The organism is Paenibacillus faecis (genome assembly GCF_008084145.1).
Classification (GTDB): domain Bacteria; phylum Bacillota; class Bacilli; order Paenibacillales; family Paenibacillaceae; genus Fontibacillus; species Fontibacillus faecis.
This window is the reverse complement of record NZ_VSDO01000001.1, coordinates 371,164-394,578: the sequence shown is the minus strand read 5'-3', so window position 1 is coordinate 394,578 and position 23,415 is coordinate 371,164. Positions and strand designations below refer to the sequence as shown.

Annotated in this window: 14 protein-coding genes; 12 read left to right on the top strand and 2 right to left on the bottom strand. The window is 52.4% G+C overall.

Annotation, left to right across the window (positions count from 1 at the left end; all coding sequences use genetic code 11):
- Positions 1-52: 52 nt before the first annotated feature.
- From FRY98_RS01755 to FRY98_RS01700, 12 genes are all read left to right on the top strand, one after another.
- Positions 53-1,111: a DUF4349 domain-containing protein gene (locus FRY98_RS01755; protein ID WP_148450000.1), complete on the top strand. Its 1,059-nt coding sequence runs from the start codon at positions 53-55 to the stop codon at positions 1,109-1,111.
- Between the two features lie 147 nt (positions 1,112-1,258).
- On the top strand, positions 1,259-2,413 hold the full coding sequence (locus tag FRY98_RS01750; protein ID WP_148449998.1) for a response regulator: 1,155 nt from the start codon (positions 1,259-1,261) through the stop codon (positions 2,411-2,413).
- A gap of 719 nt (positions 2,414-3,132) precedes the next feature.
- Positions 3,133-7,170: an LPXTG cell wall anchor domain-containing protein gene (locus FRY98_RS01745; protein ID WP_148449996.1), complete on the top strand. Its 4,038-nt coding sequence runs from the start codon at positions 3,133-3,135 to the stop codon at positions 7,168-7,170.
- A gap of 214 nt (positions 7,171-7,384) precedes the next feature.
- Positions 7,385-8,830: a polysaccharide deacetylase family protein gene (locus FRY98_RS01740; protein WP_148449995.1), complete on the top strand. Its 1,446-nt coding sequence runs from the start codon at positions 7,385-7,387 to the stop codon at positions 8,828-8,830.
- A 20-nt stretch (positions 8,831-8,850) separates the two neighbouring features.
- Positions 8,851-10,170: a nucleotide sugar dehydrogenase gene (locus tag FRY98_RS01735; protein WP_148449992.1), complete on the top strand. Its 1,320-nt coding sequence runs from the start codon at positions 8,851-8,853 to the stop codon at positions 10,168-10,170.
- Positions 10,171-10,235: 65 nt separating this feature from the next.
- Entirely contained in the window at positions 10,236-12,047 is a 1,812-nt protein-coding gene (locus tag FRY98_RS01730) for a glycosyltransferase (RefSeq protein WP_148449990.1), read from the top strand.
- Between the two features lie 11 nt (positions 12,048-12,058).
- A complete protein-coding gene (locus FRY98_RS01725) occupies positions 12,059-13,810 on the top strand; it encodes a polysaccharide deacetylase family protein (protein ID WP_148449988.1) in 1,752 nt (583 codons plus the stop codon).
- Between the two features lie 32 nt (positions 13,811-13,842).
- Entirely contained in the window at positions 13,843-14,925 is a 1,083-nt protein-coding gene (locus FRY98_RS01720; protein WP_148449986.1) for a glycosyl hydrolase family 18 protein, read from the top strand.
- A gap of 85 nt (positions 14,926-15,010) precedes the next feature.
- On the top strand, positions 15,011-15,655 hold the full coding sequence (locus tag FRY98_RS01715; protein WP_148449984.1) for a class D sortase: 645 nt from the start codon (positions 15,011-15,013) through the stop codon (positions 15,653-15,655).
- A gap of 28 nt (positions 15,656-15,683) precedes the next feature.
- A complete protein-coding gene (locus FRY98_RS01710; protein ID WP_249043305.1) occupies positions 15,684-18,845 on the top strand; it encodes a hybrid sensor histidine kinase/response regulator in 3,162 nt (1,053 codons plus the stop codon).
- The gene (locus FRY98_RS01705; RefSeq protein ID WP_148449982.1) at positions 18,845-19,492 is read left to right on the top strand and encodes a GGDEF domain-containing protein; all 648 of its coding nucleotides are present in this window, start codon (positions 18,845-18,847) and stop codon (positions 19,490-19,492) included. Before FRY98_RS01710 ends, FRY98_RS01705 begins: the two co-directional genes overlap by 1 nt.
- A 162-nt stretch (positions 19,493-19,654) precedes the next feature.
- Positions 19,655-21,847 carry an alpha-galactosidase gene (locus FRY98_RS01700; protein WP_148449980.1) on the top strand — a complete coding sequence of 731 codons (2,193 nt, stop codon included), beginning with the start codon at positions 19,655-19,657 and terminating at the stop codon, positions 21,845-21,847.
- 76 nt (positions 21,848-21,923) lie between these two features.
- On the opposite strand, the gene FRY98_RS01695 is transcribed toward FRY98_RS01700, so the two are convergent.
- Positions 21,924-22,373 carry a carboxymuconolactone decarboxylase family protein gene (locus tag FRY98_RS01695; protein WP_148449978.1) on the bottom strand — a complete coding sequence of 150 codons (450 nt, stop codon included), beginning with the start codon at positions 22,371-22,373 and terminating at the stop codon, positions 21,924-21,926.
- Between the two features lie 86 nt (positions 22,374-22,459).
- Positions 22,460-23,359: a sigma-70 family RNA polymerase sigma factor gene (locus FRY98_RS01690; RefSeq protein WP_170286997.1), complete on the bottom strand. Its 900-nt coding sequence runs from the start codon at positions 23,357-23,359 to the stop codon at positions 22,460-22,462.
- Positions 23,360-23,415: the final 56 nt, after the last annotated feature.

Below are 23,415 nucleotides of genomic sequence, written 5' to 3'. Positions count from 1 at the left end.
TTGGGCGAATGAACGAATTTCCTGATGATTTTCAATTCGGGGGGCGGTTGAAATGAAAAAACGATGGGGAAGCATCGCAGCCAGTCTAGGTCTTGTGATGGTATTCCTGCTGGGAGGCTGCGGGAGCGCGGACAAATCGGCCAGCAATGTCAGTTCCGCGGATTCCGGCAGCGGCGGCGGGTATGCTTCGGATGAGCTGTCGGTTGCTACCGCAGAGAATATGGCGGAGGTGTCGGATGCGAAGGGCGCCGCAGATGGCGGCGCTGCCGGGGGCGAGGCGGAAGCGCCGGCTTCGGCGGGGGAGAAGGCGGCTTCTCGGGTTGGCGGCGGGGTTCAGGTATCCAGCTTCGAAGAGGGGCTAAACAAGAAGCTGATTTACGAAGCGAACGTCACCATCGAAGTGGAAGACTTCAATCGGGTTCAATCGGAGATTCGCAATCTGGTCACTTTGACGGGCGGGTATATTGTTGAATTTTCCGAGAATCAATCCGACAGCGAGCGGGGCGGTACGTTTATTTTAAAAGTCCCCGCCAGCGGGTTTTCTTCCTTTCTCGACGAGCTTGAAAAGTTGAAATCCACGTCTTTTCAGCAGAGCATCCGGGGGCAGGACGTCTCCGAAGAGTATGTGGATCTGGAGTCGCGGCTTAAAGTAAAGCAGGCGATGGAGGCGCGTTATCTGAAGTTTGTGAACGAGGCGACGAAAACCGACGAATTGGTCAAGTTCGCCAACGAGCTGGAGCGCATCCAGACTGAAATCGAGCAAATCAAGGGACGCATGCGGTTTATTGATAATCACGTGGCGTTCTCAACGGTCGAGATTCGAGTTTTTCAACCGTTGGAAGACACCGTTTCCAAGCTTGACAAGGAACAGCCTCCGCTATTGCAGCGGGCCGAACAGGCGTTGTCCGGCAGTTTGAAGGTGATTTCGATGATTTTGCAGTGGATCGTTATCGTCCTGGCCGGTGCCTTGCCGCTGATTCTGATCGCCGCGCTGATCGTGGCCGTTTATGTACCTGTACGGAAAAAGCGCAGGAAATCACAGCACGTGCGGAATTCGGAGTACCCTGAAAGTCCGGGCCAAGCGGACTCGGATGAAGTAGAGCCCAAGTAGAGCCCAAGTAGAGCCGAAGTAGGAGATCGATGATTTGCCTCGGACGTGGTAGGTTCGAGGCTTCTTTGTTGAAGTTAATTATGGTATCCTTCTTAGTAGGCAAGCGATGAAAGTGCAATACACTCAATCGATTGAGGAGTTAAATCTATGAGAGTAGTCATTGTGGATGATGAAGTGCTGGCTTTGGATTATCTGGAACGGCAAATCGCAAAAACGGATATTTCCGCCAACATCGTCGGGAGGTTTACCGATCCTCTCGAGGGGAAGCAGTTCCTGCTGCAAAACCAGGTGAATGTGGCTTTTTTGGATATCCACTTGCCGGAATTGAACGGGATCGAACTGGCCGAACAACTCTTGGAGGCCAAGCCCGAGCTCGTCGTTGTTTTTGTGACGGCATACGACGAATTTGCGGTCAAAGCCTTTGAACTCAATGCGCTGGATTACATAGTAAAGCCGGTCCGTCTGGAGCGTCTTTCAAAAACTTTGTCGCGTGTCCGGGACAGTTTGGCTATGAAGCAGCCATCCGCGGTTGAATCGGATTCGGCGCAGGTGCTTCGTTTGAACTTGTTTAGACAGTTCAGTATCGCCGACGAGACGGGTGGGACGCATTTGCTGCAGTGGCGGACGACCAAGGCGCAGGAACTGTTCTTATACCTGCTCCAGCATCGCGGGCAATTGGTTCGCAAATCCACCTTAACCGACCTGCTCTGGCCCGAGTACGAGCTGGACAAAGTTTATTCACAGCTCTACACGGCGATTTATCATATCCGAAAAACATTGAAGCCGTACGCCAAGTATATTCAAATTACAAATACCACCGAAGGCTATATTTTGAGCTTAACGGAGGTGCGTCTGGACATTGAGGAGTGGGAAGAACGGATCGGCAAACTCCCCCCGATCAGCGAAGCTTCCTTGGAGGAATACATAGATACCATGAAGCTATATACGGGAGATTACTTGCAGGAGTATGGCTATTGGTGGACCGAGAGCGAATGTCAGCGATTGAAGGAGCAAGGACTGGGTGTTTCTTTCGCGATCGCGGAATGGTATCAGCAGCAGCAAATTTGGGATAAAGCGGCATCTTACTATCAGCGTCTGAGGTCTTTGTACCCTCAGGAAGAGCGCACTTATTTTGAACTTATGAAAATTTATGCTTCTACGCAAAACTCCGGTTTGGTCGAGCAGCAATATAAAGAGCTGCAGTTTATTCTGAAAGAGGAACTGGATGTAGCACCGAGCAAGTACATTACCGACTGGTACGAAGCCTGGTATCAAAACCAGGAGGCCGTCCGAAAAATTTAGGCTGGCTGAGCGTAGGGAGGGGGAGCGGTACCTGCTCCCCTTCTTTGCGTCGGTGGAGGCGGCATGGAGAGGGTGTTGGGCCGTCAACCAGTTTATTCGCCGATTTAACGGCGGCGTGGGAAACGGGGTGGGGTACCTGCGGCTTCTCTTGCCTCCCATGGAATAACGGCCTTTTGGACCGTTATTTCGGTTCAATTCGGCTTCACGGGCATAATAGCGGTCAAAAAGGGCCTTATTTCACTGATGCGGGCACAAAAATCAGGTTTTGGCCCGCTTTTTCCTAAAATAAGGCCTTAAAAGACCGCTATTTCTCACCGAAGGGACGAATTCGACAAAATAACGCCGCAAAAGACCCTTATCCTCCCGCCAGGCTTCAAAGGGAGGCGATTACGGCCATTAGACCCTTCGGGTTAATGCAACGCTAGTGCGCAAAACACCCTTATTCACCAACTGTTCTCAACAGAAGACTCGTTGGAATGGGGCTAACTTAGTTTTCTCATAAAATATAAGTAAATTCGAAGAGTGCCGAAAGGCGCTCTTTTTTGTCGTGAGGCATGTTGAGAAACGGTGTAGAGTTTTGTTGAGAATTTGTCCAGAACCAGCAACTAGTATATGTAATGTGACTTTTTATACAACAAACCTGATAGGAGGGGTCAGGAAAAACAAACTTCGTTTGATCCTTGAAAATATAATAAAAAAGAAGGTGAGTTAGTAACCCTATGAAGAAAAGAATGATTGCGATCGCAATGGCCTGGGTTCTTCTGCTCCAAACGGTGTTCGGAGCGGGGATGCTTACGGCCAGCGCTGATTCGGATGTTTTACCTCCGGGGGATGCGGCAACGGCGACGGATGCGGCCTACGGTCCGGTTTCGCTCATGGCTGCCAGCAAGGAGAGCATCCTTACCAAGGTGAAGCTTCTCGACCAAAACAACACCGTGATCGATGCGGTGTACAATCCGAGCCGAGAAGGAGTTTCCAAGCCCGGGGATCCCGTTCGTATTGAATACGAATGGTCATTGGAGAACGGACACGGCTATAAGGCCGGAGATAAGTTCGAATTTGACATTCCCAAGGAATTCACGGTTTACAGTAAGTTCACTGAGTCGCTGGAAACTGAAAATGGAAGCATTGGTGAGTTTACCGTTGAGCCGAACGGCCATGTAACGGTAGTGTTCAATGAGCTGGTGGATAATTCGGAAGTTCGGGGCACCATGGAGATTAGCACCGAATTCAGCAAGACCACAATTAAAGGAAGCGTTGAAGTTCCCATCACTTTCCCGATTCGCGGAGGGGATCAGGTAGCGAAGGTTAAATTTGCACCGTTTGGTGGAAAGCCGTTAACAAAACAAGGTACGGCTTATAAGGATCAAAAAATTGATTGGACCTTGGATGTCAACACCAAGACGGACAAACTGAACGCACCCGTGGTATCCGATATCATTCCGGACGAGCTGAAGCTGGATGACACAAGCATTAAGGTATACAAGCTGAATGTCAACGTCGATCGGGACCCGGATGAGGGAAGCGAAGTTTCCCCCGCTGAAGGGAACTATACGGTAAGTGCCGAACCGGACGGCTCTGCATTCCAGATTCAGTTTAACGATCCTGAATTTAAATCGGCTTATCGGATTCGTTATACGACTAAAGTAACCGGGGAAGAAAAGACCGAATTTACAAATCAGGCCGAGCTGAAGGTTGGAACGGACGTGAAGGCAACGGCCAACAAGACGGTACCTGTTCACCGTGAAGAGCTGATCACGAAAGAAAAAGGGCTGTATGATAAAGTCAATCAGACGGTGGCCTGGAAGCTGCAATACAATTACGGCGAAAAGACCTTTGAACCTGGCGAAGCTATCATCGAGGATCGATTTAGCAATACCATGGTTTTGGATGGCGGAATTGTCGTAAAAGAGGCGGCCGGTGGAGCGACCCTGGACCCTCTTACGGACTATACAGTTACTCGGGTTACCAATGAAGAGGGGAAAAACGGGTTCACCCTGACTTTCAATTCAAAGATTACTGCCGCCTATGACATCGAATATAAGACAACAGTGACCAAACGGGTCTATGAAAATGTACCTGTGGAAAACGTCGCGTATTCGACTTACAAAGGTAAAGAAACAAGAAAAACCGTTCCTCACACATTCACTAGCGGGATCGGTGTGAAAAATCTGAAAAGCACGGATTATAGCACTAAGGAACTCACTTGGGAGATCGTAGTTAACAGCGACCGCCAGCCAATGACTAACTTGGAGATTAAGGATGATTTCTCGGGTGGCGGCTTGGAATTCATTCCGGATACGGTTACGGTTACAGCTGCTTCGGGCGGTGCTGTAATTACTCCAACTGTGGATGCAAGTACCGCGACACAAGGTTTTAAGCTTACTTTTAACGGCACATTTACCGATAAGTACACGATTACTTACAAAACGAAATTTACACCCGGAAAATCTCTGTACGGCAATACTGCTGTCTTGGATTGGACAGAGAAAACGGGGAATTATGATGAACCCGTGAAAGTAGCTGCAAACTTTAATCCCAACAATGAAACCAAAAACAACGGCGCTAAAGTCGGAAAGTACGATGCTTCGAGCAAAACTCTGACTTGGACGGTTTACGCCAACTATAACGGATTTGATGTGAAGCACGCCGTCTTCACCGACCCATTGCTTCAAAATCAAACCTTGGTCGATGGAACCGTGAAAGTATACCAGATGTCCGTCAAGGCGGACGGGACCCCGGAACAAGGGGCAGAAGTCAGTCTGGATTCGAGTAAAATCGACACATCGAACGGGCGGATTCAAATCGATTTCGGTGACATCCATGAACCTTACTGGATCACGTTCGACACCAAGCTGGGCAGAACGCTGGTAGACGAACAAGTTACAAACAAAGCGACGCTGAGCGGGGATAATAGCGCGGAATGGAATTGGGACAAAACCGTGGATATCCCGCACGGCGAAGTATACGTCAGCAAGACCGGCGTACGTGGCGTTGATAAAGACGCCGACAAAATCAATTGGCAGATCAAAATCAACGAAGGTCAATCTTACGTTGAAAATGCGAAAATCGTCGATACGCCAAGCGCCAACCAGATCGTGAAGCCGGAAACTTTTGAGCTTTACGAAGGTATAGTGGGCTCCAATGGCGATGTATCGACCGGTAAGCTCCTCGAAAAGGACAAGGACTATGAAGTGGTGCTTCACACCGATGATTCGGGCGAGTTGAAGAGCTTCGAAGTGATTCTCCCTAAAACGATTGAGACGGCCTATATCCTGAAGTATCAATCGGAAATTGCCGTATCCGTCGACAAGGAAAAGATCACGAACCAAGTGAGCTTTATCGGTGACGGTGTCTCGGTAGGGACGCGGGAAACGGAGCAAGCGATCGAAATTCGTTTATCCTCCGGTTCCGGTACGGGCTCTGGCGTACGCGGCGGTCTGGAAGTCACGAAAGTGGATAAGGACAGCCCGGGGACGGTACTGCCTGGCGCCAAGTTTGAACTGAAGAACAGCAAAGGCGAATCGATCGGGGTAAAGGAAACGGGAGCGGACGGGAAAATCACGTTCACGAAGCTGCTTTACGACACCTATACGCTGACCGAGCTTCAAGCTCCGGCGGGCTATAAAGCGGTTGCGTCGCCTCTTACGGTAAAAATCGATAAAGAGGTTCAAAGCACGGGCGGTGTGAAAGTCCTCCCGGTACCTAACGAAAAAATCCCTTACATCCCGCTGGGCGGTTTGGAAATCCTGAAAGTGGCCAAAGAGGATAACTCGAAAGTGCTGCCGGGAGCCAAATTCCAGCTGCAGGATGCCGGATTGCAAAAAGATCCTGTTGTCTTGACGACGGACAAAGACGGGATTGCGCGGATTAACGGTCTTATTTTTGGGGATTACATCCTGAAAGAGATCGAGGCTCCGGCAGGTTATATCCTGGATTCAACGGAGCATAAAGTCACCATCGACAAAGAATCCGTTGTGAAGATGACACTGGTGAACGAGAAGCAGCCGGACCCTGTCGTCCAACTGGAAGTTGTCAAGGTGGACAAGGATGACGCCTCCAAGAAGCTGGCAGGTGCGACTTTCGTCCTGCAGGATGCCGAAAAACGGAGAGAACCGGTAACGGTAACTACGGGCACCTATGGTGTGGCCTTGTTCCCGAACCTTCTCTACGGGGAATACATCCTTAAGGAAACGGTGGCGCCAGCAGGCTACGTGCTGGATGCTGCGGAGCGTCCGGTAACGATCGGCGCAACCACCGAGTTAGTGGACGGTAAATTCATCCTTCCAATCAGCAATACCAAAATGCCGCAGATTCCGGGGAATCCAGGAAACAGCGGCGGCGGCAATGGATCCAGCGGCGGCGGGAATTCCGGAAGTACGGGCGGATCCAGCCAACCGCAAAACCCTACGCAACCGAGTAAGCCGAATGATTCTTCAACCCCTCCCGCTAAAGATGGGGATGGAGGGAACAACAACGATCAAGGAAATACGGTTATTCCGGGCACAGGTAACGGTTCTGCCGGGGATACCACCGGACCGGTTCAAACACCTGGTCAGGATACGGAACAAGACGGCAAAAATAATTCGTTGAGAGATTCAGGCGACGAAACCGGAGATGATGCCGGGAAAAAAGGCCGTGGCGTAAAAGTACTGCCGAAAACCGGCGAAGATAGCGCTTTGCCGATACAATTGGCAGGAGTTTCCTTGATTGCCTTGGGCTTGTTGCTTAAGAGAAGAATGACACTCAAAAAATAGTTTAACGACGTATAGCGTTCCCCAAGGAGACCTTTCCTCTCCTCGGGGAACGCTTTTCTTATGTCCGAAATGTTTAATATTTTGTATAGAATTTGTAAAGGACAATACGTTATCGTATTAGTAGTACTATTCTACTAAGAAAATAAACTTGGTGCTGTGAGGAAAATCCTATTATACTAGGTTTATTTAAGATTTTTAAAGGAGCTAAAGGAAGATGAAAGTAAAGAAACGGCCGCTGCTCAAAGCGGGGGTGTTCATCATGGCTTTTTCCATCCTGCTGGCGGGATGTTCGTCGGGGACGGGGATAGGTTCGGAGGGGCAGCCCGTCGAAAAGCCGACGGAGGTTGTGGAGAAGTACACCGGAGAGAAGAGTCTGGAACTCCCCTTTGTATATACGGCCAAGAAAGAATTATCCCTGACCTTTAACGGGATGGGGGATAAGGACTCAATGGCGAAACTGCTGAAGCAGTTGGACAAATACAAGGTAAAGGCGACCTTCTTTCTTCCGGGGATACGGGTTGCGGAGGAACCGGATATCGCCGCGGCGATCTTGGCCGGCGGACATGAGATCGAGAACAACACGTTGAACCAATTGGATTTGAACAAGCTGGACTATGAGCAAATTTATAAAGAGGTCAAGTTGGCGAACGACGTGATCGAAGAGAACACCGGGTCCCGTCCGAAATATGTGCGGACCCGCTCGGGGGACTATCCCGAGGACTTGCCGCTGGTGGCGGCACAGCTCGGGCTGAAGGCGGTGGTGAGCTACAACATCAACCCGAAAGACCGGGACATGCAGAGCGCCAAGGAGATTGGGGACTATGTCAAAAGATATATCCACCGGGGCGGCATCATCTCCTTAAACACCGACATTAATCCGGAAGTCATCGCGTCGATTCCTTATATCGCCGCAGCCGCGGACGAAATCGGATATAAGCTGGTTACGCTGGACGAGCTCGTCAGCCGCGGCGGCGTACGCAAACCTGCGGAGCAGGTTCCGGGATACGATGCGGCGCGCATCAATTCCGATTACAAAACGGCGAAGTATCGCCTGATCTATCAAGTGGACACCCCCAAGAAGCACATCGCCCTCACCTTCGACGATTGGGGGAGCGACAAAACCGTCACGAAAATTCTCGACATCCTGGCGGAGAAAGGCGTCCATGCCACGTTCTTCCTGCGGGCGAAAGGCGTCGAAACCAACCCGAATCTGGCCAGGGCCATGGTGGAAGAAGGCCATGATGTCGCCAATCACTCTTACAGCCACCCGGTGGTCACTTCGTTGACGGCCGACGAACTGCAGAAAGATATCGTGAAGGCCCACCAAGTGATCACGGATGCGATTCAGGAGCAGCCGGTGATGCTCTTCCGTCCGCCTACCGGCGTAGTCAATGACGAAAGAGCCAAGGCCATCGCCGCGGTAGGCTACCCGGACATCGCGATGTACGATGTAACGATGCTCGACTGGGACGCCTCGAACAGCGCGGACGATATCGTCAAAGGCGCTTTGGCGCAGACGAAACCGGGGAGCGTCATCCTGCTTCACATGCTGGATGACATCCATACGATTGAAGCTCTGCCAAGAGTCATCGACAGCTTGGAGGGCAAGGGCTATACGTTTGTGAAAATGGCGGATTTGATTAAAGAACAAAAAAATTAGAACAGCGGGGAAGTAGAAACATGGTCACTGAACTTTATGAAAATATCGTCGATCGACGCGAAAAAATTGCCGTCGTCGGCCTGGGTTACGTCGGACTTCCGATTGCGGTCGCCTTTTCCAAAAGGGCCGAGGTGATCGGCTTCGATGTCAATGTAGCCAAAGTGGCGAGTTACCAACGGGGGATCGATGTCACGGGGGATTTGGGAGATGAGTCGATTTCGAGCAGCAGCGTGAAATTCACCTCCAATCCGGCCGATCTTGACGGCGTACGATGCTTTATCGTGGCTGTGCCGACGCCGGTCAAGAGCGGAAACGTCCCTGACCTTCAGTTCGTGAAGAAAGCGAGCGCGCTGGTCGCCGAGAAACTCACGCCCGGTTCGCTCGTCGTTTACGAATCGACGGTTTACCCCGGCGTTACGGAGGAAGTTTGCATACCGGTGCTGGAGTCGCAATCGGGCTTCCGGTGCGGCACCGACTTCAAAGTTGGATATTCACCAGAGCGTATTAACCCGGGCGATCCGGTGCACCGCCTCGAGAATATCGTAAAGATCGTGTCGGGCAGCGACGAAGCGGCGCTGGACATCGTCGCGAAGCTGTACGAGCTGATCATCGAGGCCGGCGTGCATCGGGCCGAAACGATTAAAGTCGCCGAGGCGGCCAAAGTCATTGAAAATGCCCAGCGCGATATCAATATCGCTTTTATGAACGAGCTGTCCATGCTGTTTCACGAAATGGATATCGACACGAACGCGGTGCTTCGGGCGGCGGGAACCAAATGGAACTTCCTGAATTTCCGCCCGGGGCTGGTCGGCGGCCATTGCATCGGGATCGATCCGTATTATTTAACATACAAGGCGGAGGATAGCGGGTATCATTCCAAAATCATTTTGGCCGGACGGCATGTCAATGACGGAATGGGAAAATACATCGCTTCGAACATCGTTAAAATCATGGTGCGGCAGCGTCTGGACCTCAGCCGGACAAAGGTGGGGATCCTGGGACTGGCCTTCAAAGAAAATTGCCGGGATATCCGTAATTCCAAAGTCATCGATATGATTCGCGAGCTTCAGGAATACGGCGTCGAGCCCCTTGTCTTCGATCCGCTGGTCGACCCTTCGGAAGCGTACGAGGAATATGGGGTCGAGTTGTCGGGAACCGAGGCGTTAAAGGGACTTAATATTGCCGTCGTGGCGGTGGCGCACGATTGCTTTGCTTCGATGGGACCCGAGGAGATCGACTCGATGTACAGCGACGACCAGCCTAAGACGATCATCGATATTAAAGGCATTTATAACAGAACCGGGTTAGAAAGCAAGGGCTACCTTTACTGGAGTCTGTAATTTACCGATTGGGGTTTTCTCAAGTGATTATTAAGAAAAAAGAAACCAAAGAAGAAAAATTAACAATGACTCGAACGGACCGGCGTACGCTTTCGTACGTTCCCGATCCGGAACAGGTCCGCAAGAACGCGGACCGGAGAGGCTCGCACCTGGCGGACTCCGGGAACGGGGATGTGGATCCGGAATATATCAACAAGCTGCGGATGCTGAGCTTGCGCTATTTGGCCGACTTTGAAGTGCTGCTCGTGCCGGAGGGCAAGCGGAAAAAGGAGGGCATCCGGGGCCAGGCTTCCGATATTTCCGCCACCGGCCTTTTGATCGAACTGAAGGAAGATGCCGGCTTGACGGAAGGGAGCCGGGTTAGCGCCCGTTTTCGCATCCCTCCGGGAACGATGCCTGAGGGGTTCGAGTCTTCCGTAACCATCGACGCTACGGTGGTGCGCCGATTTATCCGGGGAGAAGGACAGGAAGCCAGAACTATGCTGGCTGTGGAGTTTTCCAAGCCGCTGACTTCTTATTTTCAACGAAAACGTTGGGGATATTCCGTATACTCCGCGAGCGCGATCCTTTTTGTCGCCATTTTGTTCATTATGCTGATGCGCGTGGAAAGTGTCGTTTACTTCCGCTACAACCTGGTGCTTTATTTGTATAGCCTCATTGCGGCGGCTTTTTTGCTGACCCGCTATTTATTCGGCGCTTTTTACCGCGACGTTCCGATCAATCCCGATTATACGCCCGGCGTTTCCATTATCATCCCTTGCTTTAACGAGGAGGAGTGGATCGGCAGGACCATCATGAGCTGCATCAATCAGGATTATCCGGTTGACAAGCTGGAGGTCATTGTGGTGGACGATCGTTCCACGGACGGTTCGGTGAGCAACATTCAAAAAACCGTCGAGTTGATTCATAGAGAGGCGGAGCGTTATGCCACAAAGGACCGCCTGACGTACACCGTTCTTGAGAAGAACGGAGGAAAGCGGGAAGCGCTGGTTAAGGGGGTCGAACTGGCCAAACATGATCTCGTCGTCTTCGTGGATTCGGACAGCTTCCTGGAACCGACGGCGATCCGCCATCTGGTCCAGCCTTTTCAGGATCCCAAAATGGGCGGCGTGGCAGGGCGGACGGACGTGGAGAACAAATACACGAATGCCATCACCAAGCTGCAGACGGTTCGCTATTATATCGCTTTTCGCATTATGAAGGCGGCGGAGTCCTGGTTTGACAGCGTCACCTGTCTGTCCGGCCCATTGTCCTGCTACAGAAAAGATCTCATTCAGCAGCACGCCGAGGCTTGGCTGAATCAAAAATTTCTTGGACAGCCCGCAACCTTCGGGGATGACCGGAGCATGACCAACTTCATATTGAAAACGCATCGGACGGCCTACCAGGATTCCGCGATCTGCTCCACGATCGTGCCTTCGAAGACGGACGTGTTCCTGAAGCAGCAAATGCGCTGGAAACGATCCTGGCTTCGCGAATCGCTCCGGGCGGCCACATTTATTTGGCGTAAGGAACCTTTCATGGCCTTATTTTTCTACATAGGTTTGATCGTGCCGATCGCCGCGCCGATCGTGGTTCTTTATAACCTGGTATACGTACCAGCGGTCTATCACGTTTTTCCGACGACGTTCCTGGTGGGGCTGTTAATGATGGCACTGCTGATGAGCCTGGCGCACCTGATGTTCCGGAAGAGCCGGCTCTGGGTGTTCGGCTTCGTCTTCTGCCTCTTCTATGAATTTGTTCTGCTCTGGCAAATGCCCGTAGCTTGGGTGACCTTCTGGAAGTCCACCTGGGGAACCCGGGAAACGCCGCAGGACGTCGAGGCCCGGATGAAGAAAGAAGCGCGCAAACTTAAAAATAAAAACCGAGTCAAGTGAGGATGGCAGACATGGTAAAGAAAAAACAAAGTTCTGCCCTGAATGTACGCAGAAAAAACACGAAAAAGCTTGTCAAAACAATGATCCAGTCCGTCATTCTGGTGTTGCTGGGGGTTGTTTTGTTTCATGCCGTATTCGACGTAGAGTCCTATCGGGAGCCCGACAAGACCACCTGGAAACAGCAAAACGGGTTTATCGCCCTGTCTTATTTCGGAGTAGGACGTTCCGGGACATCCAAATTGGTGGCTAAAAGCGACCTGGACGAGCAGCTTAAAGTGCTGCACGATTTGGGCTATCAGACGGTATCGCAGCAGGATATCATCGACTTTTACTCCAAGGACAAACCGCTTCCCGACAAGGCCCTGTACCTGTCCTTTGAAGACGGAAGAAACGATTCGAGCTTGTTCGCCCGTCCGCTTCTGGAGAAATACAATTTTAAAGCCACCTTCTTTTCCTATGCCGATAAGCTGGGGGACAATAAAGAGCGGAAATTCGTCCAGCCGAAGGAAATGAAGAAGATGGAGAAGACCGGCTTTTGGGAGATGGGGACCAACGGATACCGGCTCAGCTACATTAATGTTTTTGACAACGAGGGCCGTTTTATCGGGATGAAGAACGAGAACGAGTTGCGAGACAAGTCCAATGTGGCGTACTATAATCATTATTTAATGGACTTTATTCGGGACGAGAATATGATTCCGGCCGAAAATCGGGACGAGATGAATGCGCGGATCGGCGCCGATTACGAGAATATGAAGAAAATATATACGGAACAGCTGGGTTACGTGCCTTCCGTTTATATGATCATGCACGCCAACGCGCTGGGCGAAGGCATGAACCGTCTCGTCACGGAGGCCAACCAGGATAATATCCGCGGCTTGTTCCAGATTCATTTCAACCGGGAGGGTCGCGCGTATAATTCTAGCCGTGCCGATCTCCTGAATCTGACCCGGCTTCAGCCGGCACCTTATTGGTCGACGAACCATCTTTTGATGAGGCTGCGGGAAGACAGCGGCGAAGCGCTTCCGTTCATCACCGGGAACGAAGAGGATTCCGCCCGGTGGAACGTCAAGGATGGGGCGGCGCAGTTTAAAGATCACGAGCTGATTCTGACCTCTCCCCCGGGAAGAAGCGGGCTGCTTGAGCTGAAGGAAGCCGTAAAAAGCGAAAAACTTCATGTGTCCGCCCAAGCGACAGGAAATGTAGTGGGCAAGCAGAGCATTTATGTTCGCTACGACCGTGCGAAAGATTCCTATATCCGGATCACCTTGGACAATAACACGCTTCAAGTGGAACAGAAGAAAGCCGGCGCCGCACCGGCCGTCTTGCTTACGCGAGAACTGGATCCCGTAGCCTGGTCTTCCGAGGATCTCAGCTTTGATAAAGCTTCGGTCTATACGTACGAGCAGACGTCGGCCGGCGTAAGTGAGGAAGAAGAGAAATATCCGATCAATATCAAAGATGAGCGGAAGCTCGACATTACGCTGGACGGTGAATCCTTGACCGTACGGGTGGATGACGAGGCGATGCTGGACAAGCGGAAGATCGACGATTCCATCCGGACCGGCACGGTGGCTGTGGAAGCCGAATATAGCGAGAACAACAAGAAAGAAAATATTTACGATGCCCGGTTTGAGAATATGGAGATTACGGCGGGAGACCGGGTTCTGTTCAGCAATGCCCCCCGCGGTTGGCAGGGGGCGGCCGACCGGGTCAAATCGGCGGTTAACGCCGCCATTGACTGGGCGATCGAAACGTTCTGAGTTTCATAGTTCAACGCATCGGAGGTGGGCGAATGCCTGCAGGCAAAGGAACGCGAATCGCCCTGGCCGCTGCCGGGCTGCTGCTGTTGATCGGGGCGGCCGCCGTCTGGTTCTTCCTGCGGGAGGGGGACGACCACGGCCGGCCGGAGCCGAGTCCGGAGGATCGGGCGGAGTTTTCCGCCTGGATCGTCGACTGGCAGTTGGGGGCGGGGATGGAAGAGGCCCAAAAGCTAACGGGCGGCACCCCGCAGGGGCTGCAGTTGTTTGCCGTCTATTTTGATGAAAATGATGGATTGTACTTTAGCGAGGATATGAAAAAGGCATTGACTCGATTACCCGAGCTCCGAACCGAGCCCGGCGCCGAAATCGGGATAACCCTCGTTAACGATATCGTTCGGTCGGACGGAAGTTCCGTGCAAAAAGATCCGGACCTGATCAACCGCCTGGTGGCCACGGAACAAAGCCGCGGCAGCCATATTCGGCAAATTGTGGACACCCTTGAACAGCAAGGATTGAACCGGGTTGAAATCGACTTTGAAAAGATTCGCCAAGAGGACTGGAAGTCCGTCAGCCTTTTTTATAAAGAGCTCTATGAAGCGCTGAAAGCTCGGGGAAAAACACTTCGAATCGTGCTGGAACCTAAAGCCCCGGTTGACTCCGTGACGCTTCCGGAAGGGCCCGAATATGTCATGATGGCTTATAACCTATTCGGTTCCCACAGCGGCCCCGGTCCAAAAGCGGACCCCGCGTTTATCCGGAAGGTGGCCGGCAAATTGAAGGGACTCCCCGGAAAGCCGGTCATCGCCCTTGCCGCCGGCGGCTTCGATTGGTCGGCGTCCGGAAAGGTGACGGCCGTGACCGAGAAGAAAGCAGAAGAGCTGGCCCGGACGAAAGAGGCTTCGTTGCGGAGGGATCAGGACAGCGGAAGTCTGCACTTTGAATACACCTCTAAGGACGGGGAGCGGCATACCGTATGGTTTGCCGACCACACGACCCTGGAGATGTGGGTACAAACGGCTCAGGAAGAAGGGATTACCCGCTTTTCTCTGTGGCGGTTGGGCGAGCTGGCTGAAGAGACGCTGGAATACTGGAAAGAAGGAACGGACGGATCGTAAACCGGCGTTCCTTTTTTCGTTGAGAAATTGTAGAGCCGAGTGAGTTATGCTGAAAAACAACAACATAATAAAGGTGGATCAACCGATGCGAAAGTGGCCTTACTTGCTCATCATTGCGGGGCTGATATTGATTGCGGCTCCTTACGCCATAGAATGGAACGCCAATCGGGAGGAGAAGCTGCTGCTGCAGGAAGCGGAAGCGCTCCAGAAGCTAAGGAATACCGGCGGTCCGAACTCCGAACTTGCGGCAGGGTATGAAAGGGTATCCCGGCTGCTTGAACAGGAGAGCGGGGAAGATGAAGCACCCACACTCGATCCAAAGGAAAACGTAAAGGAGGGAACCCTGGCAACGATCGAGATTGAGAAGATCGATTTGAAGCTTCCCGTGCTGGAAGGGGCGACCCAAAAAAACATGAAACACGCGGCGGCACATATGACGGAGACGGCTCCCTTCGGCCAAGTCGGCAACGCGGCGGTGGCCGCTCACCGGGCCCGAACCAAGGGAAGACTATTTAATCGCTTGAATGAAGTGGAGATTGGAGATAAGATCAGGATAAGCACGATCGACGGGACCTATGAATATACCGTCTATGATACTTCGGTAGTTGAACCTACGGATTTGTCCGTGCTCGAAGGAAATGGTCAAGACCAAATCCTGACCCTGATTACTTGTCACCCCTTGAAGAATCCAACACATCGGCTGATCATTCAAGCCAGAATCGAGTCGTAGGGGTACACAGCGAAAGGAATGGAATCGATTGCCGCTCGAACCTGTCAAGCTGAACTCCAAGCGAAAGATGCTTCTGTATTTGATCCTTTTTATACTTCTCCTTCTGGGCCTGCGTTTGTCATGGTTCCAATTCCGCATGATTCCGGAGCATCCCCATGCGCAGCAAGGAACCCAGGATCTTAGTAAATGGAACTTCACCGATAACCAGGTGATTACGTTGAATGGAGAGTGGGAATTTTATCCCGGGGTCTTCGTGGAACCGGAAGCGTTCGTGAAACCGGAGGGCAGGTTGGGGCGGCAATTCATCCAGGTACCGTCGAATTGGGTTAATCAATCCGAACTCTACCGGAAACATAAATTTGCCACTTATCATCTGCGCGTGCTCCTCAAAGATCATGATTTATTGTATGGCATGCGAGTCTATAGTATCGATACGGCGTCCAAGCTGTTCGTCAACGGCAAGCTGATGAAGCAGGCCGGCAATCCGGACGGAAACGCATCGGTCAGCAAACCGATCAACATTCCCTACACCGTCCTGTTTAAATCGGACAAGCCCTATCTGGATATTGTCATTCACGTTTCGAACCATGAATATTCAGGGAAAGGCGGCATCAACCAATCCATCAAGTTCGGAACGGCGGCGGCCATAACCCATGAAGAATTTTTCACCAAAACGATGCAAATTATCGTCACGATTGTGATGCTGCTGCACGGTCTTTGCGCCTTGATCCTGTTAATCATGGGGTATCGAGGAAAAGGGCTGGTTTATTTTGCCGTCATGAATGTTTTTGCGGTTCTGTCCGTCCTGTCGGAAGACGATCGGATGCTGATCGCTTGGCTGCAACTGGATGTGGTGTGGTCCGTTAAATTAAGGCTTGTGATTTATATGAGCTTGGCTTTATTTATCACCTTATGCACGAGGTCTTTGCTGGGGGAACGCAAACTGGAAAAACCGGTCCGCGCCCTTACCGCCCTGGGCATCGTCAGCATCCTTGTCACGTTGTGTCTGCCGGTGGAGTATATTACCTACTTCCGGCTCCTGCTGCTTGCCATCAACGCAGGGATGAGCCTTCTCGTTATAATGACGATTGTCAACGTCATCCGGAGCGGGGAGAAGACGGCGTTTTCCTTCCTCCTCGCGGCAACGGCCCTGTCGATGAATATTTTGATCGGTGGGGTAATCAAAGCCCGGGTGTGGCTGGACATGCCTTACTATCCGGTGGACCTGATCATCGCGTTTCTCAGCTTCGCTTCCTTTTGGTTTATCCGGTTCACCCAAACATCGATTCGCGCCGGTAAACTGGCGGAGCAGTTGCTTAGAGCGGACAAGCAGAAAGATGACTTTCTGGCCAATACGTCGCATGAACTGCGCAATCCGTTGCATGGCATGATCAATATGGCCCAGACGGTCCTGGATGAAGAAGGAAACACCCTTCGGCCTCAGCACCGCGACAAACTGAAACTGCTCGTTACCGTAGGCCAACGGATGTCTTTGCTGCTGAACGATTTGCTGGACGCAACACGTCTGCGGAACCGGGATGTTCGGCTGCAGAAACATCGTGTGAATTTGGAGGGAGTTGTGGCCGGGGTGTTCGACATGGTCCGTTACATGACCGACGGCAAGCCGGTGGTGTTGGAGCAACGATTTCAAACTCCTTTTCCTCACGTCGTTGCCGACGAGAATCGTCTGGTTCAAATTTTGTTCAATCTGGTGCATAACGCCATAAAATATACTCGCGAAGGAAAGGTGACCGTGGAAGCCGAGATCAAAGAGGAGACTGTCTGCATTCATGTAAAGGATACGGGAATGGGGATGGACCGGGATACCCTGGAACGGATCTTTGAACCCTATGAGCAAGGGGATTCGGGGATCACGGCGACAGGAGGCGGTATCGGACTGGGGCTCAGCATTTGCAGGCAGTTGGTTGAGCTTCATGGCGGGACGCTCACCGCTCAGTCCGTTCCCGGGCAGGGTTCCGTCTTCACATTCACGCTCCCTGTGGATCTTGAGCATCTGGACGAGCTGTCGGCCCCTTCGCCGTTTTTGGAAACGGCTGCGGATACGGAAGGGAGGCTTGAAGCGCCTCCGATGTCCATCGAGGTCCCCGAGGTTCTTCAGACAGCGGAAGAAACAGCGGTTGACTCTCAACAGTTAGGCGAGTATCGACCGCATATATTGGCGGTGGACGACGACCCCATTAATCTAAAAATTTTAGAGGCTATGCTGGCTCAGGAGCAATACCATGTCGTTGTCGTAACGAACGGAGCGGACGCCCTGAAACAACTGGAACTCCGGGAATGGGACTTGGTGATTGCCGATGTGATGATGCCGCAGATGTCCGGCTACGAGCTTACCAGGAAAATCCGGTTTAATTATTCCATTTCCGAACTGCCCGTGCTGCTGTTAACAGCCCGAAGCCGGCCCGAGGATGTATTTGCGGGATTTTCCTCCGGCGCCAATGACTATGTCACCAAACCGGTGGGGGCGATGGAGTTAAAAGCGAGAGTGCGCGCTCTGGTTGAACTCAAACACTCGATCCATGAACGGCTTCAAATGGAAGCCGCGTGGCTCCAGGCTCAAATCCAGCCGCATTTTCTGTTCAACACGCTGAATTCCATCGCTTCACTGAGCGAAAGCGATCCGGGCAGAATGGTCATCCTGCTTGAAGAATTCGGCAACTATCTGCGGAAGAGTTTCGACCTGAAAAATTTGGAGCGTGTCGTTCCATTGGATCATGAACTTGAACTTCTCCATTCTTACTTATATATTGAAAAAGAACGATTTGGGGAGCGGCTCAAAATAGATTGGCAGGTTCCTGCTTTGGTGGAAGCGGATATTCCGCCTCTATCGCTTCAAACCTTGGTTGAAAACGCGGTCCGCCACGGGATACTTGCCCGGGCCAGCGGCGGCACGGTCACCATTCGGATTGCGGAATTCCAGGCCGAATGGGAGTTCGCCGTAACGGACGACGGGGTGGGCATCGAGGAGGATAAACTGCAGCAACTGCTGACCGGAACACCTACGGCTCCTAAGGGAGTAGGGCTGATCAACACGGATCGCCGATTGAAGCAAATTTACGGCCAAGGTTTGCAGATTTCCAGCGTTCCCCACCGGGGAACGACCGTAAAATTCCGAGTCCCCAAACAGCAGCGGACAACAAGTAAGGCAGAAACGGGGATGTATAGGTGATGACAATGAATTTATCCGGAATTAACCTGCATTATGTTCTTTATGGTCTCTTTGTTATAGTACTGCTCGCCGGAGTGATCTATATCCGTACACTGCTGGCGGAAAGGAATACGCTGAGGGAACTCGCGTACCGGGATCCGGTAACCGGACTGCTGAACCGTAACGGATTCGAACATTTTTGGTCGACTTTTAAAGGGAAAGATAATCTGGCCGTGCTGAGTCTGGATTTGGACCGGTTTAAAGAGATCAACGATTCTTACGGCCATAATGCGGGGGACCAATTGCTCAAGGAGGTCAGCGAGGATTTACGGCAGGTAACGAACAAAAATCTGCTCGCGTTTCGGATGGGCGGAGACGAGTTTTTGTTTATTATGAAAAATCGCGATCCGAACCAGGTCGAGATTCTCGCCGGCTTAATTTTAAGCAAAATCAGCAGGCCCTATTATATTCAAGAGCGCGATATGTCCGTAACGGGCAGTATAGGGATAAGCCTATGCCATGCTTCTAAAGTGGATCGGGCTCGCATGCTGGAGGAGGCGGACCGGGCGATGTACCATGCCAAACGTTTAGGCAAAAACTGTTACTATGTCTTTTCCAGACCCGAACCCGAAAATCAGGTTCACGAAGACGAGCAGGACGCGGTATGACCTAGGAGGCGGCCTTGAGTGAAGCCTCTTAAGTTATCCCCGTGAAAAAGACACAAAAATCCATATATAAGATCACTTTATTAACGTTACTCCTCCTGGATAACATAGTAGAATGGGGTAAAAGCCATTCCAGTATTCATAACCATTCAGGAGGATTTTACTATGCCCATTTTCTATGATAAAGCTCAGGGTTTGTTCCATTTGCAATCGCAAAATTCCAGCTATTTGATCCAATTGGTGCATGGCTATCCGGCTCATCTGTATTACGGGCCCAAACTGCGGAACGACAGCAATCTTTCGAACTTGTTACAGCTGACGGAGCGGGCGTCGTTTTCCCCTAACCCGATTCCCGAGGACAAACGGATTTCTCTCGACACGCTGCCCCAGGAGTATCCGGGATACGGGACCAGCGACTTCCGCAGCCCGGCCTATCAAGTGAAATTGGCGGACGGCACCCGGATCACGGAATTGACTTACAGCTCCCATCGGATTATTTCCGGAAAACCGGCTTTACCGGGGCTGCCCGCCGTTTATACGGAGCAGAATTCCGAAGCCGAAACGTTGGAGCTTGAGTTGATCGATACGGTTTCCGGGCTGACGGTGACCCTTTTCTATACGGTATTTTCCGATTTTAACGCCATTGTCCGTTCGGTTGGCATCACGAATGCCGGTCAAAGCGCGGTGGAACTGGAACGTGTGCTGAGCGCGTCCGTCGATTTTGCCGACAGCGATTATGACGCCCTGTATCTGTCCGGCGCTTGGGCCCGCGAACGCCATGTGCAGCGGCGGAAATTGGCGCCCGGCGTCACGGGAATCAGCAGCCGCAGAGGATCGAGCTCCCACCAGCAAAATCCGTTTATCGCACTGCTTCGTCCGGACGCCAATGAACGTCAGGGCGAAGTATACGGATTCAGCCTCGTTTACAGCGGTAATTTTGTGGCGGAAGCCGAGGTCGAGCAGTTCGGAACGACACGGCTGCAAATCGGCATCAATCCGTTCGATTTCGGCTGGCGGCTTGAGCCGGGCGAGCGCTTCCAGACTCCGGAAGTGGTTATGGTATATTCCGGCGAAGGATTGGGCGGTATGTCCCGGACGTTCCACCGGTTGTACCGCACCCGGCTTTGCCGCGGACAGCATCGCGATCAAGTGCGGCCGATTCTGGTCAACAACTGGGAGGCCACCTACTTCGATTTCAACGCCGACAAAATCGAGGCCATCGCAAAGGCGGGGAGCGAACTCGGAATCGAGCTGTTTGTGCTCGATGACGGCTGGTTCGGCCGCCGCGACAAGGATAACTGCTCGCTCGGCGACTGGTTCGAGGACCGCCGCAAGCTGCCGGGCGGTCTGGAGGATTTGGCCCGCCGGGTTGAAGCGACCGGCCTGCAATTCGGCCTATGGGTCGAGCCGGAGATGGTCTCCCCGGACAGCGATTTGTACCGCAGCCACCCGGATTGGTGCCTGCATGTTCCGAATCGGCGCCGGACGGAAGCTCGGGACCAACTCGTGCTCGATATGTCGAGGGAGGATGTCCGGACTTATCTCTATGAGCGGCTTAGCGCTATTTTCGCCAGCGTGCCGATCTCTTACGTCAAATGGGATATGAACCGGAACATGACGGAAATAGGTTCAGCCCAAGTCCCGGCCGAGCGGCAGAAGGAAATCGCCCATCGTTATATCCTCGGCCTCTACGATCTGCTTGAACGGCTGACGACCGAGTTTCCGCATATCTTGTTCGAGAGCTGTTCCGGCGGCGGCGGACGCTTTGACCCGGGCATGCTCTACTATATGCCTCAGACTTGGACCAGCGACGACACCGATGGCGTCGAACGGTTAAAAATTCAGTACGGCACGAGCCTGGTATATCCCGTTTCCACGATGGGGGCGCATGTTTCCGCCGTACCGAATCATCAGGTGGAGCGCATCACATCGCTTAACTTCCGCGGGGACGTCGCCATGTCCGGCAACTTCGGCTATGAATTGGATCTGACGAAGTTTACGCAGGAAGAGAAGGAAACGGCCAAGCGTCAAATCGAGTTCTACAAGCAAATCCGCGGTCTGGTGCAGCAAGGCGACCTGTATCGTCTGCGCAGCCCGTTCGAGGGCAATGACACTTCCTGGATGTTTGTGAGCGGGGACCAGGAGGAGGCGCTACTGTTCTACTTCCGGGTATTGGCGGAACCGAATGCGCCGCTGCGCAGCGTGAAGCTGGAAGGACTGGACCCGGCCAAAAACTACCGGCTTGACCCTAGCGGAGAGGTGTTCGGCGGGGATCGTCTGATGTATGCGGGAATACCGGTATCATCCATGCACGGGGATTTTGCAAGCATGTGGGTGCGTTTGACAGCCGTCCATTAAGGCGGGACTTACGTTGAATGCAAAGAGCCTGGAGCGAAAGCTCCAGGCTCTTTGCATTTGGCAGCGAACCGCCGCTTTAGGTGTCCATGCACCCGGGGAACATCCCCGTGGAAATCGCGATGCGATTCCAGGCATTGATCAGGTTGATGGCGAAGATCAAATCGACATATTCTTTCTCGCTGTAGTAATTCCGTACACGCTGATACAGCTCCTCAGGCACGCCTTTCTCGGATATGAGGGTGACGGCTTCCGTCAACTCCAGCACGGCTTTTTCCTGGTCGCTGTAACATGGAGACTCCTTCCAGACGCTGACTAAAGCGATCCGCTGTTCGGATTCGCCCATTTTCCGCAGTTCCTCGGTGTGCATGTTGAGGCAGAAGGCACAGCCATTGATTTGCGATGCGCGGATTTTGATCAGTTCATACGTTACCCGGTCCAACCCGCTTTCCCTGACACGGGTCTCCAATTGAGTCATGGCCCGATATACTTCCGGATTTACCGCATAATGATTCACTCTCATCTTCAATGCAATCCCTCCAAATGGTTCTATTATTTCGATCCGTCAAAGTTAAGACAATGAAGGAGGGGATTTTGTGACCGAACCCTAAAAAATCAATGAGTCAAAGGCAAAGAAAGAGGAGGGGCCATGGCCAATTTATCCGGGTTCGTGACCAGGTACATATTCCGGATTTGCCCTTGAGCATCCCCCTCAAATGCGATGGCTTTAACGGGACGGCCTTGCTGGTAAAGGAGGAGTCCCCAGTCCCCGTTTAAGCGTACCGGGACCAGTTCCCCGGCCATGGAGCCTTTGCGCGTAATTCCGTTCCAAAAGGCCATAATCCGCTCGCGCGTAAAAATCGGACGAAGTGCCGAACGTACCTTGCCGCCGCCATCGCTCCAAAGGACGGCATCTTCCCGTATCATCGCCAGCAGCGGGGTGAACTCCCCTTGCCGGGAGGCTTGGAGAAAGGCCTGGACCCAAGCCGAAACCCGGTCTCCCGGGACTTTCGTTTCTTCCAGGCCGCTGCGGGCCAACTTGTTACGAGCCCGGCTCAACAATTTCCGGCAGGCGGCTTCGCTTTTGTCCAGAATGGCGGCGATTTCTTGATAATCAACGGCGAATGACTCCCGAAGCACCATGACGGCCCGCTCTTCAGGGGACAGCTGTTCCAGCATCACCATAAAGGCGTATGACACTTGCTCTTCATGGAGTACGGAATGATCCGTCTCGGTGGCGGTTTGAAAAAGAGGTTCGGGAAGCCATGTCCCCGGATACGTTTCTCGAGAGAACCGCGGGGACTTCAGCACGTTCAAGCTGCGATTGACCACGGCTTGCCTGAAATAGGGGAGCGGATTCCGCACCTGCTCAAACGCCGCGGGAGTCTCAAGCAGGGAGGTGAAGGTTTCCTGGACGATATCTTCGGCTTCCGCCCAAGAGCCCGTTAACCGGTAAGCCATGGCGATCAATGAGGACTTATGCTCACGGTAAAAGTTTTCCCAAGGCGAAGACATGATTCGGTCGTCTCCTTTCGATCGGTCTGTCATTGGACTATCCCCAATATAGCAAA